Source organism: Brachybacterium sp. p3-SID1565 (assembly GCF_025143785.1).
Classification (GTDB): domain Bacteria; phylum Actinomycetota; class Actinomycetes; order Actinomycetales; family Dermabacteraceae; genus Brachybacterium; species Brachybacterium epidermidis.
The window spans coordinates 35,172-50,266 of the sequence record NZ_JAMBDS010000006.1; the positions used below are offsets into that span (position 1 = coordinate 35,172).

Sequence of the window (15,095 nt, forward strand, 5' to 3'; positions counted from 1 at the left end):
ACGGTGGGTTCGGGGGGAGCCCCGCCTGGCACTGATCGGACGGGCCCGGCTCAGATGTGCACGGCGCAGACGGAGCGCTCGTCGGCCACGGACACCAGCGCATCGCGCAACGCTGCGACCGCAGGGATCGACTGGGCGCCGTTGCGGTTGATCATGCCGATGGTGCGGTCGTCCAGATCCGGCAAGGCACGGGAGACCACGTCGTCGGAGGGGTGCGCCTCCAGTGCCGTCTCCGGCAGCAGGGCCACCCCTGCCCCGTGCACGATCAGGCGCTGCACCACGGTGGCGTCGTCGGTGGAGTGCCGCACCCGCGGTTCGTACCCGGCGCGGCGTGCGTTGGCCAGGAGGTTCGCCCGGCACCGCTCGCAACCCGCGATCCACTGCTCCTCAGCGAGATCCGCGAGGCGGAGGTCGGGGTCGTCTGCCCGCGGATGGTCCTTGGGCAGTACAGCGAGCACGCGGTCCTCCATCAGACCGGTCCACTCCAGCGTGCCCTCGGCGTCGACGTCGGACCCGGGGTACCGGAACACCAGGGCCAGGTCCACCTCCCCCTCGCGCACGGCCGCCACCGCATCCGGCGGTTCCAGCTCGGAGAAGGTGACGTCGAGGTCCGGGCTGGTGCGGTGCAGGAGGGCGAGGGCGGGCGGCAGCAGCACGGCGGCGGCCGAGGGGAACGTCGCGAAGCGCACGGTGCCGCGGCGCAGCGCGGTGATGTCGGCCAGCTCCTCCTCGGCGGCGTGCAGCTGGGCGGCGACCGCCTCGGCGTGGGCGGCCAGGCGCGTGCCGGCCTCGGTGGTGGTCACACCGGAGGAGGAGCGCAGCAGCAGCTGGGTGCCCACTTCCTTCTCGAGCGCGGCCAGATGCTGGGAGACCGCGGGCTGCGTCCACCCCAGCTCCCGCGCACCGGCGCCGATGGAGCCGTTGCGCACCACGGTGCGGAAGATCAGCAGTCGACGGGGATCCATGGGTTCATCGTACGGACCTGCCGGCCTCGAGGCGGGTCGACGCAGAGTCTGACGAGGCCCGGGCAGACCGGGACGGCGATCGGACCGGCCCGGACGGTCCCGCAGCCGACCGACGGTGCCACCACCACGCGGCCGCGGAGGCACCGAGCAACCCGGCGATCACGTCGCCGGCGGTGTCGGCCGGAGCGATGTGCACGCGCGGATCCACCACCTGGTGCCCCCACCACTCCAGCACCTCCCACACCAGGGCCAGCAGGAAACCGCTGATGACCATTAGCCAGGGGCGGGGGGAGGCGCGCCGACGCCACCGCACATCGACCATCCAGGCCGCCATCACGGAGACCACCGCGGTCAGGGCGGCGTGGACCGGCAGGTCCCACCAGGTCCATCTTTCGTACAGGTGCAGGTAGGAGCTGACGGCCGCGGCCATGGCGGTGATCGATGCCGCTGCCTCCCAGGCCCGGGGCAGTCGCATCCGCCAGGCCAGCACCTGCCCCAGTGCGACGAGCATCGCCACGGCCGCCTCGACCCACAGTCCGGCCAGGGCGAGCCCGGCCGCCATCAGCAGGCCCGACCAGCGCACGGCCAGGCGCAGCACGGCACGCCCGACTGCCCTCACCGCGGTTGCTCCGAGGAGGTGTGCGGCGCAGGCCTGGCTTCGGTCTTGCGCGCGCTGGTCCGATGCCCGGTCTCCTGCCGTCGTCGGCCGAGCCGTCTCGGGTCCAGGCCGCGGTGGGCGAGCCGGTCGGCCCAGCGGTCCCACGGGGCCTGCCGCTGCCAGGCTCGGGCCAGGGTGACGAACGCACGACGCGCACGGACGTCCGCCGGGCGGCCCCAGCGCAGGGCCCGCGGCGACATGTCCACGGCGACGTCCCAGGTGACGCGGACTGTCTGGTGGGGGAGCACGCTGAAGGAGAGGTCCATGTCGTCGTGCACGTCGGCGCTGCGGGAGACGCTGTCGCGCACGTCCTGCCACCACTCGCGGCGCAGGGACATGGTGGTGCCGAACAGCGGCGGGTGCCCGAGGGCCGAACCCACGGCCAGTACGTACCCGCCCAGGTACATCGCCGAGGTGACCAGGTCCAGCGGCGCGGGCAGTCGGAATCTCGCCGGACCGGTGACCGCCACGACCCGGGGACTGGTGCAGACGGATGTGCCCCCGGTGGCCTGTGCAGCGGTGGCATGGGCCCGGCGGTGAGCGGCCACCCAGGTGGGGCGGGGTCGGGAGTCCGCGTCGCAGCGCAGGATCAGGTCGCCCACAGCCGCGTCGTAGCCGGCCGCGACCGCAGCGGGGATGCCGGCAACGGGTTCGTGCAGCACGCGGCAGCCGGCCCCGGCGGCGATGCGGGCGCTGTCGTCGCTCGATCCGTTGTCCACCACGATGATCTCCAGCGGTGGCTCGGTCTGGCGGCCGAGCGCCTTGAGCAGCCCGCCCAGCTCCTCGGCATCGTCCTTCACCGGGACCACGACGGAGCAGCTGAGCGGCACTGCGATGGATCTGGACATGCGGGGAAGTAGACCACGTGCAGATCAGAGTTCCGTGGATACGAGGGGAGGCATCCGGAAGTGCTCCTGAGCGGCCGCAGACCGCCGAGCCCTGATCAGCAGCCTGCGGCGCGCACCACGGCATCGGCGAGGACCACGTCCCCCAGTCCGCTCCCCAGGTTCTGAGCGACCACCAGGCCATCCGGGCGCCCCTCGCGCAGCAGGTCACCGGTGGCCCCGGTGGCGCGCGGGTAGTCCTGGCCGTGCTTGAGGGGACGCAGCATCTCGTACTGCTCGGGGTCGTCGGCCACCACGGTGCCGGTGCGGGCCAGCTCGGCACCGGCCACCGAGGCGTAGTCCAGCGGCAGCAGGGTTGCATCGGCGGTGACCTCACCCGGTGCGAGCTCGCTGCCACTCAGCCCGATCGGCAGGCCGCTGATCACCACTCCCGCACCGGCCAGGGCCTCAGCACGGTCCGTGGCGGTGCGGATCTCCAGGTTTGGCGTGTTGACCCTGCCCCAGGTGACCAGGTCCTCGAGTGCCCCGGCCCGGCGCCCCCACACGGAGAGCGGGCCACGTCCCAGCGCCTCGATGACGCGGGCGTGCGAGCGCGCCTGCACCCCGGTTCCCAGGAAGGCGATCGGGCGGTTGTCCAGCGCCAGGGAGGCACCGGTGACGGCGGCGGTGCGAAGAGCGGTCAGCTCGGCGGCGTCCATCACGGCGCGGGTGGAGCCGTCAGCGCCCGAGAGCACCATCAGGCCGTCGATCATCTCCTTGCCGTGCGCACGGTTCGAGGGGGTGATCGTCACCCACTTGATGCCCAGCAGGCCGCGCTCCGGCCAGGCGGCGGGCATGGCGTTGGCGAAGCCGCCCTCCTCGTGCACCACCTGCGACTTCGGGGTCACCGAGGCCGAGCCGTCGGCGAGCGCGAGCAGCGTCTCGCGCATGAGGGCCACAGCGTCCGTGGGGGAGGGCAGGAGGTCACGGACCTGGTCGTCGCGCAGATGGATCATGCCTCGACGGTAACGTGTCCGCTCCTGCCGCTGCCCCTACACTCGGCACCATGAGCGGGGTATTCGGGTCCGGAGCGCACGGACCGCAGGGGGACCCGTCCTGGATGCGGGGCGCGGACGACCGCGGGAGCGACCGACGGTGGGACGACCCCGGCAACGCTGGAACCGGTGGCGCCGGCGGCAGGGGCGAGGGGTGGTCCGCCGACTTCGACCATGGTGAACCTGCGGACGTCCCGCGGGACGCGGGCCGGGATCCCTCGTCGTTCGGCCCGCAGTTCGGCTCCGGTGCGAAGTCCGGGCCCAGCACCGACTGGCGACGCAGCTTCGGCACTGCCGATGCCGAGGAGGGTCGATCCCGGGGCGGGGCCACCTCCATCGGGGGGATCGTCACCAGTGTGATCTCACTGGTGGTCCTGGGCTACGTCGCGATCACCTTCTTCGGCATCCTGGGCACGTCGGGCGGGGTCGGTGGCGCCCCCTCGGTCTTCATCCTGGTCTTCGGCGTCTTCGTGGTCACCACCGCGGTGAAGATGGTGCGGTCCATCCTGCGCTCCCTGCGACGATGAGAGACGCCTGCCCCGCGCGCTGAAGGGCGAGCCCCAAGGGGGGTAGCTCCCGACCGTGGCCCGATGACGAGCCCGTAGGCTGGGCCGATCATGCGCATCCCCGAAGGCTTCAGCACCCGCATCGCTCGACGCCCGGCCGATGACCGCAGCGGCTCCGACGGTATCGACGGGGACACCTGGCTCGCCCACCTGCCGGCTCTGGTCGACCGCTGCCTGGACAGCTGGGACCTGCGACTCGACGGCGACTCCTGGTACGGGGAGAACGCGCTGGTCCTCCCGGTCCGCCGGAACGACGGCGAGCGGGCCGCACTGAAGCTCACCTGGCCGCACCGTGAGGCCACCACCGAGCACCTGGCGCTGCGGGCCTGGGCCGGGCGCGGCGCCGTCAGGATGCTGGCCGCATCTCCCGCAGACTGTGCACTGCTGCTGGAGCGGCTGGACGGCGACCGCGACCTCACCACCGTCCCGATACTCGAGGCGTGCGAGGAGATCGGCCGCCTGTTCAGGGTGCTGGACCATCCGGCGCTGCCGCAGCTGGACACCGTCGCAGCCAAGGCGGAGCGGTGGCGCGGGGAGCTCGCGCAGGCCGGGCCCACAGTGCCGCGCCGACTCACCGAGCAGGCCCTGTCCGTCCTCGATGACCTGCTGGTCGATGCTCCGCAGGCCCGGATGGTGCACGAGGACCTGCACGACATGAACGTGCTCGCCCCTCTCGATCCGCAGCGAGGGGACTGGCTCGCCATCGACCCCAAGCCCGTGGCAGGTGAATGGGCGTATGCGGTGGCACCGATCGTGTGGAACCGCGAGGACGCCGCCGAACGCGCCCACTCCTTCCGCACCCATGTGCGGCTGCGGGCCGAGGTGGTGGCCGATGAGGCCGGCCTTGACCTGGACCGGGTGCAGGCCTGGACCCTGGTGCGGCTCACCGTGAACGCCGCATGGGCTGCGCAGTTCCCCGCCGCAGCGCACTTCCACGGGCGGATGATCGCCCTGGCGAAGGCGTTCAGCGAGCCCCTGGGCTGGTGAGGGCCGGGCTCCCCGGGGGGAGGGCGACCGGGGGCTGCAGGAGTTGCGCGAGGCGGTAGCGGCTCCCGTCCGCCGCCCGCTCCAGCACCCCGGAGTCCACCGCATCCCGCCGCACCAGCGCCGGGTCCGGCGCGATCATCGAGATCCCTGCGTTCAGCTCCGCCTCGCTGAGTGCACCGTCGGCTCCGAGTCGCTCGAACACCATGCGGGCGATACGGCCCGAGGCTGCGATCCGGTCGACCTCCCGTGGAGGGAGGGATTCCAGCCGGGGCACCTCCAGGATGGCGTCCGAGGAGCGCATCAGGGTGAGGGCATCGACCACCTCGCGCAGCATCGGGGCATCGACCTGACCGTCGGCCCGCAACCAGTCGATGCGGTCCACAGGAGCATCGGTGCTGCTGCTCCGCGTGTGGGCGGCATCCCTGGTGCCGTTGCGATGCTCCGCGCCGGCGGGACGATCCGCGACGTCGATCTGCTCCCGTCCGGTGAGCCGTGCACCGAGGGCGGCGCGCAGCTTCGGGGAGGAGAGCATCGAGAACAGCATCCGGGCGCGGCTCAGGGCGGCATCGAGGTCCATGGAGGGACTGGGGGTCATGGCCTCAGCCTCCCAGCTCCAGCACCCTGATGGCCAGCTGCACCCGGTTGGTGACCTGCAGCTTGTCGAACAGGCGCCCCAGGTGGGTCTTCACGGTGGCAAGGCTGAGGAACAGCTGCTCGGCGATGTCCTGGTTGGTCAAGCCGCGCGCCACCAGGCGCCCCACCTCCCACTCCCGCTCGGTGATGCCCGCGGGGGCTGTGCTCGGCGTCTGGGCAGGAGCGGCGCGGCCAGGACCCGTGCCGGTGGTGCCAGCATCGGTGGGCCCGGTGCCCTGCCCGTCGGATGCCAGCCGCACCAGGCGCGCCAGCACCTCCGGGGAGAAGCGCGCCCGGTCCTGGGGGGCATCGAGCACGGCCTCGACCACCTGCTGCGGCGGGGAGTCCTTGAGCAGGAACGAGACCGCGCCGGCGCGCAGCGCATCCAGCAGGAACTCGTCGGTGTCGAAGGCGGTCAGCATCACGACCCGGGCTGTGGAGCCCTCCTCGCGCAGCGCTCGCACGGCCGCGATCCCGTCCATGTGCGGCATCCGCACGTCCATCAGGATCACGTCCGGTTCCAGGGCGCGGGCCTGGTCCAGGCCCGACCGGCCGTCGGCCGCCTCGCCGACGACGTCGATCCCGCGTGCCCCGTCGATCATCAGGCGCAGACCGGCCCGCATCAGGGCCTCGTCGTCGACCAGAAGCACTCGGGTGCGGGACTGCTGGTCGGTGATCCCGTCGCCTGTGCCGCTGGTGTCGCTGCCGGTCTCGGAGATGCTCACCATGGGATCCATGCTTCCACCTCGAAGCTGTCGTGATCGCAGCCGGAGCGGGCATCACCGCCCAGCAGTCGCGCGCGTTCCTGCAGGCCGATGAGTCCGTGACCGGTCGACGGCACGGCCCCCTCCTGGTCCCCGCCCGGGTGCTCGTCGCTCAGTGGGTTCCGCGCGGTGAGCACAAGGCGCTGCTGGCGACGGGCCAGGGTGAGGGTCAGCGGTGCACCGGGGGAGTGCTTCGCGGCGTTGGTGACCATCTCGCCGAGCATCCGGGACAGCGCCACCACCGTGGAGCGGCCCCGCTGGTCCAGCTCACTGGAGTCGGTGCCCTCCCAGGTCAGCGACACATCCTGACCCCTGGCGCGGGCGTCGTCCACGATCTCCTGCAGCGCGGGAGCAGTGGGGAGCGGCTGGGGCCCGTCCGTGGAGCGCAGTGCCAGCAGCACCTGCCGCAGCTCCCCGTTGGCCTTCTGTGCAGCATCGCGCACGGTGCCGGCGATGTGCTGCAGCTGCTCGGGCGGCAGGTCCTCCCGGTAGCTCATGGCCCCGGCATGCATGGCGATCGCGGCCAGGTGGTGGGAGACGCTGTCGTGCATGTCGCGGGCGATCGCGGTGCGCTCCTCTGCTCGGACCCGCGCCTCAGCCGATGCCCGGGCCTGCTCCGCAGCCTCTCGTGCCCGTTCGGCCGAGGCCCGTGCGAGCTCAGCGGATTTACGTGCCTGTTCGGCGGCGGTGCGCTCGCGATCAGCGGCGATGCGCTCGCGGTCGGCGGCCTCGGCCTGGCTGCGCAGGGATGCCAGCAGCGCTGTCCTGGTACCGGACAGACGCCCCAGCACCAGCGCGGTGGTGCTCACGGCCAGCGTTAGCACCACGGCCACCACCCACGAGAAGTCAGGCGAGGCTGACCGAGCGGCGGCGTCCAGGGCCATCAGGCCGATGGCGGCGCCGGTGAGCAGTCCGACGGCCAGCAGGTCCAGCCCTGTCCGTCGCTTCCTACCCAGGCGATGCAGGGCGATGAGCCCTGCCGGGATCCCGCACGTGCTGAAACCTGCCAGGGTCGCGATGACCAGGTTGAGGACCGTCCCGACGCGGGTGGCAGAGAGGAACCGCAATGGACCGATCACCAGCGCGGCCAGGGCACCCACCAGCAGATCGACACCTGTCAGCAGCACCAGCGCCGTCGGTGGCTGGTCATTGAACTCCGTCAGCACCATGCCGAAGGTGATCAGCAGGATGAACAGTCCTGTCGCCACGCAGCCGAGGGATTCACCTGCCGCGATCAGCCAGGCTCGTGGCCGACCCGGGGAGGGGGATGCCGCGCCGGGTGCCGTTGCGCCCGGTCCGGGTGCCGTTGCGCCCGGTCCGGGTGACGCGGGGGCCGGTGCCACCGCCATGGCGGAGGCGGGTGCCGCGGTCGCACCGGGCGTGGGTGCATCGGGGACAGGTGCCGCCGACATGGGGGCGTCGGGCTGGGCGACCGGGGCACCGGCGCGGGTGGGGACGGGCATGGGGCCAGCGTAGGGATACCGACGGCGAACGGGATCGGCCGTTCGGCTGACCTCGACGCGAGACTGCGGGAGGGGCCGATGAAGGCCGGGCGAGGAGTACGCCTTCCTGCTGCACGCGGCCAACAACTGGTCCCTGTTCCTGCTGGCACCGACGATGGTGAGCCCGCTCGAGCAGGGCGCCGTCCCGCCGATCGCGCTGCTCACCTCGACCCTGCCCACGGTGCTGATCACCGCCGGACTGTGGTGGTGGTACTCCCGCCGCGAGGGTCTGGGGCTGTGGGAACCGGCCAGGGGCACCGGTCAGCGACTGCGCGGATCAGGGCGGGCCCGTGCCGGATCAGGGGACTGAACCGCCAGGGGATCGCTTCCCGAGGCACCGGATCAGTCGGCGGCCTCGTGAACGGCAGCGCGCCTCGGGCTGTCGGTGCGGGCTTCGCGTGCCGCGAGCACCTCGCGGCCGCGGTCCGTCTCCGGGAATCGCGCCACCATGGCGCGCAGCTCCGCAGCATCGATGGTCGCGCCGAAGGCCTCGGTGAACGGCTGCAGGCGCACCCCGTCGGACAGACCCCCGATCAGCACCGGGTCGAAGCCCAGCTCGTCGACGAACTCCGCGACCTCATCCACCTGCGGCGAGGGACCTGCGATCGCGATGGCAGCGCGCGGGGTCGCACCGCCCGCACCTGGAACCCTCCCACCGCGCGGCCGAGCCAGGTCCTCCAGATCGTGGTAGCCCATGTGGTTCAGCGCCTTCACCACGGTGGCACCCGGCAGCTGGCCCTGGATGAACTCGCTGGTGGAGGCGGCGGGGGCGGAGAACTCCTCGTGTTCGCCGTCCGTCTCCCACCAGTAGTTCATGGCGTCGATGACGAGCTTGCCGTCCAGGGCGTCGGCCGGGATGGTGGCGTGCTTGCCCAGGGGCAGGGCCAGGACCACGATGTCGGCCTGGGCGGCGGCCTCCCGGGCGGTGGTGGCGCGCGCTCCCGGGGCCAGGATCTGCACGATCAGCTCGATCTTCCCGGGGTCACCGGAGCCGGCGATGAGGACGTCATGGCCTGCGGCGACGGCCAGGCGTGCCAGGACGGTGCCGACCTTGCCCGCCCCCAGGATGCCGATGGTGCGGTGGATTCTCTTGCTCACGACCAGTGCTCAACGTGCGCCGGCCCCGGTTCCTTCCCGGGTGTGATGCGTCAGCGAGGGGTGTCGGTGTGGGCGAGGTGGTCAGGGGCATCGGTGCGGGGCAACGGAGGTGCAGCCTGGATGGCCCGGGTGCCCACGTGACCTGTGAGGCACTTCGTCCCGTCTGTCTCACGGGCCACTGCAGATCGCCGCCACCCGGCCTACACTCGACGCCGACATGTGCCGACTCTTCGCTCTCCACGCCGACCAGCCCGTCACCGCCCAGATGTGGCTGATGGATGCCCCCTACTCCCTGGTGACCCAGTCCCGCTTCAACGCCGACGGCACCGGTCTCGCCTGGGTGGACGAGGCAACGGGGCAGGTGCAGGTCAGGAAGCGGCCCATCGCCGCCTACCGCTCCGAGCGCTTCGGCCGGATCGCGCAGCAGGTGCGCACCCGTTCGATGATCGCGCACGTGCGACTGTCCAGCGGCACCCAGCACACCACTGAGAACACCCACCCCTTCGTGCAGGACGGCATCGTCTCCGCGCACAACGGGGTCCTCGAGGTCACCTCCGGCATGAAGCAGCGCGTGCGGCAGCTGGGCACGGCCCACCACGTGCACGGCACCACCGACAGCGAATGGATGGCCGCCCTGGTCACCGGCGAGGTCGCCGCCCACGGCGACGACCTGCACGACGGGGTGGTGGCAGCGCTGGACTGGATCGCCCGCAACGTGCCCGTGTACTCCGTGAACCTGCTCGCCATGCGCGGGGACGAACTGATCGCCGTGCGGCTTCCCGCCACCAACGAGCTGTGGGTGCTGGAACGCTCCGCCACCGCGGCTGATCCCCGAGAGCCCCTCGAGCAGTCCTCCGACTCCCTGCGCGTGGACAGCGAGGACCTGCAGGACGTGCGCTCCGTGGTGATCGCCAGCGAGCCGATGGACGACGACGCAGGCTGGCGCCTGATGGACCCGGGCGAGCTGATCCACGTCGGCCCCGGCGCGACCATGACCAGCGAGCGTCCCTTCGGGCCGCTGGCCCAGGCGCTCACCATCGATGACCTCGGCCTGTCGGCCGCGGCCTCCCAGGCGCACGCGGCCCAGGCCCGCGAGCACGAGCAGCGCCGCCAGCGTCTCGCCCGGCGTCTCGCATCGCGGCGCGCAGCATGACCGCGTACCACCGCATGGCCACCCTGCGCGAGCCCTGGTCGGCATGGTCCAAGCCTTTGCTGACCGTGTTCGCCGCCTTCGCGTCGTACGTGATCATGGCGTCCGCGCTGCTGGTCACCGTGGTGCTGCTGCTGGCCCTGGTGCCCGGGGTCAACGTCGCCCTGGGTGTGACCAGCGGTGACCCCGCCAGCCCGCTGGACGTGGGCCTCGCTCTGGCGATGGGTGCGCTGTGGCTGCCGGCCGGTCTGATCGGCGTGCGCGCGGGCGGGTGGCGTCCCATCGCCACCGCGTTCTCGGTGGCCGCCCACCGCCGCAGCGTCCTTTCGACCCCTGCAGCGTTGGCCGTCATCGCCGGTGGCGTGATCACGGTGGGCGTGGCCGCGCTGGCCGGGTCCCTCGCACCGGTGGAGGCGGGCCCTGACGCGCCCGGCCCGTCGACCGGTGCCGTGCTCGCACTGGTACTGGTCACCGCCGTGCTTGCGCCCCTGCAGGTGGCGGGCCTGGAACTGACGATGCGCGGACTGGTGATGCAGGCCCTCGGCACCTGGCTGCGCAGCCCCGTCCTCCCGATCCTCGCGGCGATGGGCATCGTGCTGATCGGGCGTGAATGGAGCGCCGCCGTGCTGATTCCCGCCCTCACCCTGGCCGCCTGCGCCGGCATCCTCGCCTGGAAGAGCGGCGGCCTCGAACTGCCCTTCTTGCTCACCCTCACGACGACCGTCGTCGGTATCCTCACCTCCGGCCTCGCGGTGGGCACCGGTATCGGTTCGGGCGCCGCGGCGATGGTCGCGGCGTCAGCCGCCCCGGGCAGTTCGAACGCGGCCCTGGCCGGCGGCGCGCCCGCCTCCGCGGCGCTCGCCGGTGGAATCGCTGGGGCCGTGGCCCTGGTCGTGGGCACCGCGGTGGCCTGCGTGCTCATCGGCCGACGCGACGGGCTCACCCTCGCCGAGCCGGTCACCCGAGCGGCCGACGAGCCGCTGCCGCCGATCGTCGCGGTCTGAGCCGGCCCGGCCGAACTGCGCCGGGGCGCGCGTCGTCGCCCCACGGACGCGCAGCCTCACCCCACCTCGCGGAACCCGAGGTCCAGGTAGAGGGCACGCGCTGCGGGCGCGGTGTCGTCCACTCGGAGGGCCACCGGCTCGCGTACGGCACCGACAGCGGCAGTGACGAGAGCACGGGCAATCCCCTGTCGACGCACGGCGGGAATCACGAACAGGTCGATGATGAACGGCCCGGGTGGTGCATCGTCCCAGGGGGCGTCCCTGACGGTGAGGACCGCGCCGAGCAGTTCGTCCCCGCGCCACGCCCCGAGCGAGGCGTCCGGCAACCACAGCCCGTACTCCCCCTGCCAGGCAGCGCGCACGTCGGCTGTGGCCTCTTCGATCGTCATCTGGGACGAGGAGCCGTGATGGCTGAGCCAGTATGCCTCTGCGGCCGCGTCGAGGTCCTGCTCCCGAAGCTCGCGAAGGTCGACCGGCTGGGGCAGGTGGACCAGTTCCGTCGGATCGGCCCTGTGCTCACGGACCATCAGGGAGTTCGCCATGCGTTGACCGTAGCCAGCTGTGGCCGTCACGGCCACATGATTTATCGCCCGTCGCCCGTCGCCCGTTGCCCGTCATGGGCCCGGGGCCTCGGCTCTCGGCCCCGCCTCGGTACGACGTGGCGGCATAGCTCAGCGGGGGATCGCCTCAGCTCCGGATCGCGTCGATCACCTTGATGCGGGTGGCGATGATCGCGGGCAGGGCACCGGCCAGGACGCCCACCAGGGTCGCCGCCGCAAGACCGGCCACCACCGCGCCCACGGGGAACGGCGGCAGGTCCACCAGGCCGATGCCTCGGAAGTAGTCGGTGACGAAGGGGGCCTTGACCAGGGCCACGGCCCCCATCACGCCGATCGCACCGGCCACCACAGTGGCCACCACCGACTCCATCAGCACCCCGAAGAAGATCCGCCCGCCGGTCGCGCCGTAGGAACGGCGGATGCCGATCTCCCGCACCCGGTACCGCACGGTCACCAGAGAGATGTTCACCAGGCCCACCGCGCCCAGCACCAGGATCGCCAGCGCCACCGCGATCAGCGCCTGCTGCAGCACCTCGAAACCCTCCATGGGGGCGGAGTACTGGGCCGCCTCGAAGCTCCCCGCCGGGGTGTCGGCCAGCACCTGGGAGAGCCGGTTCGACACGGCCTGGGCCTGCTCCGGGGGCACCCATGCCCGGTACTCCGCGGTGATGGCCCCAGGCTGGTCCATCCCCGGCATCTCGTCGATGCTGCCCGCAGCGGTGTAGGCGGTGGGGCCCCAGTCCGTGGTGGGATCAGCGGGGAGCACCCCGATCACCACCGCCTGCACGGCCTGCTGGTTCCCTGCCTGCCCATAGAGGGTGATGGGCTCGGTTCCCATGGCGGGGCGGCCCAGCAGCTCATACGCCGGCTGGTTGACCACGATCGCGGGGGCCAGACGGTTCTGGTCCGAGTCGGCGATCCACCGTCCGGACTTGGGGCGCACCCGGTAGATGTCGGCGTAGTCCGGGTCCACGCCTTGCAGCTCGATCGTCTGCACGCCCTGGCGGGTCTGTGCCCTTACGAGGGTGTTGATGACGCGGGTACGGTGCTCGATCCCCAGGCGGTCGATCTGCTCCAGCACGATCTCGTCACGCTCGTCGGCCGTGAGTTCCGGCCCACCTCCTCCCACGTGGTACACACCCACCACGGAGGCACGGCCGGCAGACTTCTCCACCGATTGCTCCAGGGCGCTGCCCAGCATGCCGCCGGCGCCCATCACGCCGGTCAGGATGAACACCGACAGCGCCACGCCGATCAGCGCCAGCATGATGCGGCCCTTGTTGACCCGCAGTTCGCCGTAGGCCTCGACGATGGGGGCGATCAGACCGGTCATGCCGCGTCACCGCTCGCGCGCGGGCTGGCCTCGACGGCAGGGGCTGACGTCCCGGCGCTCGCTGGGGCCGACGCTCCGACACCCGCTTCGGCCAGGTCCTCCACCTCGCGGCGGCCGGAGCGGATGCCCACGGTGGCCGACAGTGCCTCGCGGGCATGGTTGCTGGTGACCGGGTGCAGCACGCCCTCGTCCAGCAGGTACGCGCGCTGGGAGAGCGCGGCGACCTGCAGGTCATGGGTGATGGTGACCAGGGCGGCATCGGAGTCGCGGGCGATCTCGTCCAGCAGCGCCATCACGGCCTCGCCGGTCGTGACGTCGAGCGCGCCGGTGGGCTCATCGGCCAGGATCAGGCGCGGCCGGCGCACCAGCGCTCGGGCCACCGCCACCCGCTGCTGCTCACCGCCGGAGAGCCGGGTGGGCAGCTGGTGGGCGCGGTCGGCCAGACCCACCCGGTCCAGCATCTCCATCGCCGAACGCTCGCGGCGCCAGAACTGCCGGGCGGTGCCGTACATCATCGGCATCATCACGTTCTCCAGCGCGGTGCGCCGCTCCAGCAGGTTGAACTGCTGGAACACAAACCCGATGTAGGCCCCGCGCAGGCGGGCACGGCGGGCGTCGGACAACCGGGAGACGTCCTTGCCGTCGAACAGCAGCTCGCCGCCGGTCTGGCGGTCGATCAGTCCCAGCAGGTTCAGCAGGGTCGTCTTGCCGGACCCGGAGCGACCGACGACGGCCACATGGTCCCCGGCCTCCACTGTCAGGTCGATGCCCTGGAGGATGTGCAGCATGTCCCGGCTGGGCAGGCGCACCGAGCGGGTCAGGTCCCGCAGCTCCAGCAGCGGTATGCGTCCCTCGTGGGGTGCGGTCACCACATCTCACCGCCGACCATGGCGCCCTCGGGATTGTCCACCCCCGGGACGAATTGCAGGATCTCCTGGCCCTCCTCCAGGCCCTCGACGATCTCCACCACGCCCTCGCCACGCAGGCCTAGCGTGACCGGAACCGGGGTGGGCTCGCCCGTGGCCTCATCGAACACGTACACGGTGCCGTCGGTGCCGTTGCCCTCCACTGCCGTGGTCGGCACGGTCATCACACCGCTGGCGGAGCCCAGGTCCACCGACACCTTCACCGACAACCCGGGCACGATCTTGATTCCCTCGGGGACGGGACAGCGCAGCTGGGCCGCGGAGGTGCCCGAGCTCTGCTCCTGCTCCATCCCGGGGTACTCCTCGAAGACACCCGGGGGTGCCTCGGGCTCCGAGGGCGACGTGGGCTCCTGCACGGTGGCGTCCTCGGTGATCGTCGGGGCTGTGCAGGGCACCGGCTCCGCCGCGGTGGGAAGCTCCGCCGTGGCCTCGATGTCCAGGTCCAGCAGCTGCAGCTGCTCCTCCGGGCTGAGACCGGCGACGATCGAGTAGGTGCCCGGCGACAGGGTCGCCACCGTCTGGCCCGCGGTGGTGCTCTGCCACTCCGCCAGGGTGAGCCCGGTGATCCGGCCGGCCTCGGGGGCGGTGAGGTTCAGGTAGAGGTACTCCTGGGCGGGAGCCGGGTCCGGCGCCGGGGCGGGCAGGGGCTCTCCGTCGGGCCCCGGTGCCGCCGGGTCCCCCGACGCGGACTCCACCGCGACCGGATCCTGCGGCACCCGCACCTGCAGAATCCGGTCGCCCTTGGCGACGGTGTCGCCGTTCTTCACCCAGATCTTGGTGATCTCACCGGAGGCCTTGGCGAGCACCGGGGTTCCGGCGTCGGGCTGGACGATCGCGTCCAGGGCCATCGTCGAGGTGATGTCGCCGGTCTCGGGGACCACGGTCGCGTACTGGTCGAACTCGGCGGTCGGGTAGAGCTCGTCCCCCTCGCCGGCCTCGGCGTTCGCGGGGAAGAACGCCAGTTTCGCCAGCGCCAGGGCTATCACGGCGAAGATCAGCATCCACACGATGGGGAAGACATAGCGGCGAACGGATTCCATCGCGGCCTTTCGATCAGGACGGGGGCGCAT

Annotated in this window: 17 protein-coding genes; 5 read left to right on the plus strand and 12 right to left on the minus strand. The window is 72.0% G+C overall.

Annotated features, from left to right (window positions below):
* Positions 1–50: 50 nt before the first annotated feature.
* From M4D54_RS02770 to M4D54_RS02785, 4 genes are all read right to left on the minus strand, one after another.
* The gene (locus M4D54_RS02770; protein WP_193865102.1) at positions 51–965 is read right to left on the minus strand and encodes a LysR family transcriptional regulator; all 915 of its coding nucleotides are present in this window, start codon (positions 963–965) and stop codon (positions 51–53) included.
* 4 nt (positions 966–969) lie between these two features.
* A complete protein-coding gene (locus M4D54_RS02775; protein ID WP_193865103.1) occupies positions 970–1,584 on the minus strand; it encodes a hypothetical protein in 615 nt (204 codons plus the stop codon).
* On the minus strand, positions 1,581–2,471 hold the full coding sequence (locus tag M4D54_RS02780; protein WP_193865104.1) for a glycosyltransferase family A protein: 891 nt from the start codon (positions 2,469–2,471) through the stop codon (positions 1,581–1,583). The genes M4D54_RS02775 and M4D54_RS02780 overlap by 4 nt, the downstream gene beginning before the upstream one ends.
* 95 nt (positions 2,472–2,566) lie before the next feature.
* Positions 2,567–3,463 carry an ornithine cyclodeaminase gene (locus tag M4D54_RS02785; protein ID WP_193865105.1) on the minus strand — a complete coding sequence of 299 codons (897 nt, stop codon included), beginning with the start codon at positions 3,461–3,463 and terminating at the stop codon, positions 2,567–2,569.
* A gap of 50 nt (positions 3,464–3,513) precedes the next feature.
* Here M4D54_RS02785 and M4D54_RS02790 point away from each other — a divergent pair, with 50 nt between their 5' ends.
* A complete protein-coding gene (locus M4D54_RS02790; RefSeq protein WP_259890206.1) occupies positions 3,514–4,029 on the plus strand; it encodes a hypothetical protein in 516 nt (171 codons plus the stop codon).
* 90 nt (positions 4,030–4,119) lie between these two features.
* A complete protein-coding gene (locus M4D54_RS02795; protein ID WP_259890207.1) occupies positions 4,120–5,055 on the plus strand; it encodes an aminoglycoside phosphotransferase family protein in 936 nt (311 codons plus the stop codon).
* Here M4D54_RS02795 and M4D54_RS02800 read toward each other — a convergent pair.
* Genes M4D54_RS02800 through M4D54_RS02810 form a run of 3 tightly spaced genes read right to left on the minus strand, consistent with a single transcriptional unit; the run spans position 5,033 to position 7,660 of the window.
* Positions 5,033–5,650, minus strand: a complete 618-nt coding sequence (locus tag M4D54_RS02800; protein WP_259890208.1) for a DUF2087 domain-containing protein — start codon at positions 5,648–5,650, stop codon at positions 5,033–5,035. The genes M4D54_RS02795 and M4D54_RS02800 overlap by 23 nt on opposite strands.
* A 4-nt stretch (positions 5,651–5,654) precedes the next feature.
* Positions 5,655–6,416, minus strand: coding sequence for a response regulator transcription factor (locus M4D54_RS02805; RefSeq protein WP_259890209.1), 762 nt, complete (start codon positions 6,414–6,416; stop codon positions 5,655–5,657).
* The gene (locus M4D54_RS02810; RefSeq protein ID WP_193865108.1) at positions 6,410–7,660 is read right to left on the minus strand and encodes a sensor histidine kinase; all 1,251 of its coding nucleotides are present in this window, start codon (positions 7,658–7,660) and stop codon (positions 6,410–6,412) included. Before M4D54_RS02810 ends, M4D54_RS02805 begins: the two co-directional genes overlap by 7 nt.
* A gap of 412 nt (positions 7,661–8,072) precedes the next feature.
* Between M4D54_RS02810 and M4D54_RS02815 the strand changes: the two genes are divergently transcribed.
* Positions 8,073–8,264, plus strand: a complete 192-nt coding sequence (locus M4D54_RS02815; RefSeq protein WP_193865109.1) for a hypothetical protein — start codon at positions 8,073–8,075, stop codon at positions 8,262–8,264.
* Positions 8,265–8,296: 32 nt separating this feature from the next.
* Here M4D54_RS02815 and M4D54_RS02820 read toward each other — a convergent pair whose 3' ends face one another.
* Positions 8,297–9,052 carry an NADPH-dependent F420 reductase gene (locus M4D54_RS02820; protein ID WP_259890211.1) on the minus strand — a complete coding sequence of 252 codons (756 nt, stop codon included), beginning with the start codon at positions 9,050–9,052 and terminating at the stop codon, positions 8,297–8,299.
* 217 nt (positions 9,053–9,269) lie between these two features.
* Between M4D54_RS02820 and M4D54_RS02825 the strand changes: the two genes are divergently transcribed.
* Both M4D54_RS02825 and M4D54_RS02830 read left to right on the plus strand, forming a co-directional pair.
* Positions 9,270–10,205, plus strand: coding sequence for a class II glutamine amidotransferase (locus M4D54_RS02825; protein ID WP_193865110.1), 936 nt, complete (start codon positions 9,270–9,272; stop codon positions 10,203–10,205).
* Positions 10,202–11,206 carry a CAAX protease gene (locus M4D54_RS02830; RefSeq protein WP_193865111.1) on the plus strand — a complete coding sequence of 335 codons (1,005 nt, stop codon included), beginning with the start codon at positions 10,202–10,204 and terminating at the stop codon, positions 11,204–11,206. The genes M4D54_RS02825 and M4D54_RS02830 overlap by 4 nt, the downstream gene beginning before the upstream one ends.
* Before the next feature lie 56 nt (positions 11,207–11,262).
* On the opposite strand, the gene M4D54_RS02835 is transcribed toward M4D54_RS02830, so the two are convergent.
* The 4 genes from M4D54_RS02835 to M4D54_RS02850 form a co-directional block, all read right to left on the minus strand.
* A complete protein-coding gene (locus tag M4D54_RS02835; protein WP_193865112.1) occupies positions 11,263–11,748 on the minus strand; it encodes a GNAT family N-acetyltransferase in 486 nt (161 codons plus the stop codon).
* Between the two features lie 145 nt (positions 11,749–11,893).
* A complete protein-coding gene (locus tag M4D54_RS02840) occupies positions 11,894–13,099 on the minus strand; it encodes an ABC transporter permease (RefSeq protein WP_193865113.1) in 1,206 nt (401 codons plus the stop codon).
* Positions 13,096–13,968 (minus strand): ABC transporter ATP-binding protein, encoded by an 873-nt coding sequence (locus tag M4D54_RS02845; RefSeq protein ID WP_396121464.1) that lies wholly within the window; start codon positions 13,966–13,968, stop codon positions 13,096–13,098. Before M4D54_RS02845 ends, M4D54_RS02840 begins: the two co-directional genes overlap by 4 nt.
* A complete protein-coding gene (locus tag M4D54_RS02850) occupies positions 13,965–15,065 on the minus strand; it encodes an efflux RND transporter periplasmic adaptor subunit (protein WP_193865115.1) in 1,101 nt (366 codons plus the stop codon). Before M4D54_RS02850 ends, M4D54_RS02845 begins: the two co-directional genes overlap by 4 nt.
* Between the last annotated feature and the right edge of the window lie 30 nt (positions 15,066–15,095).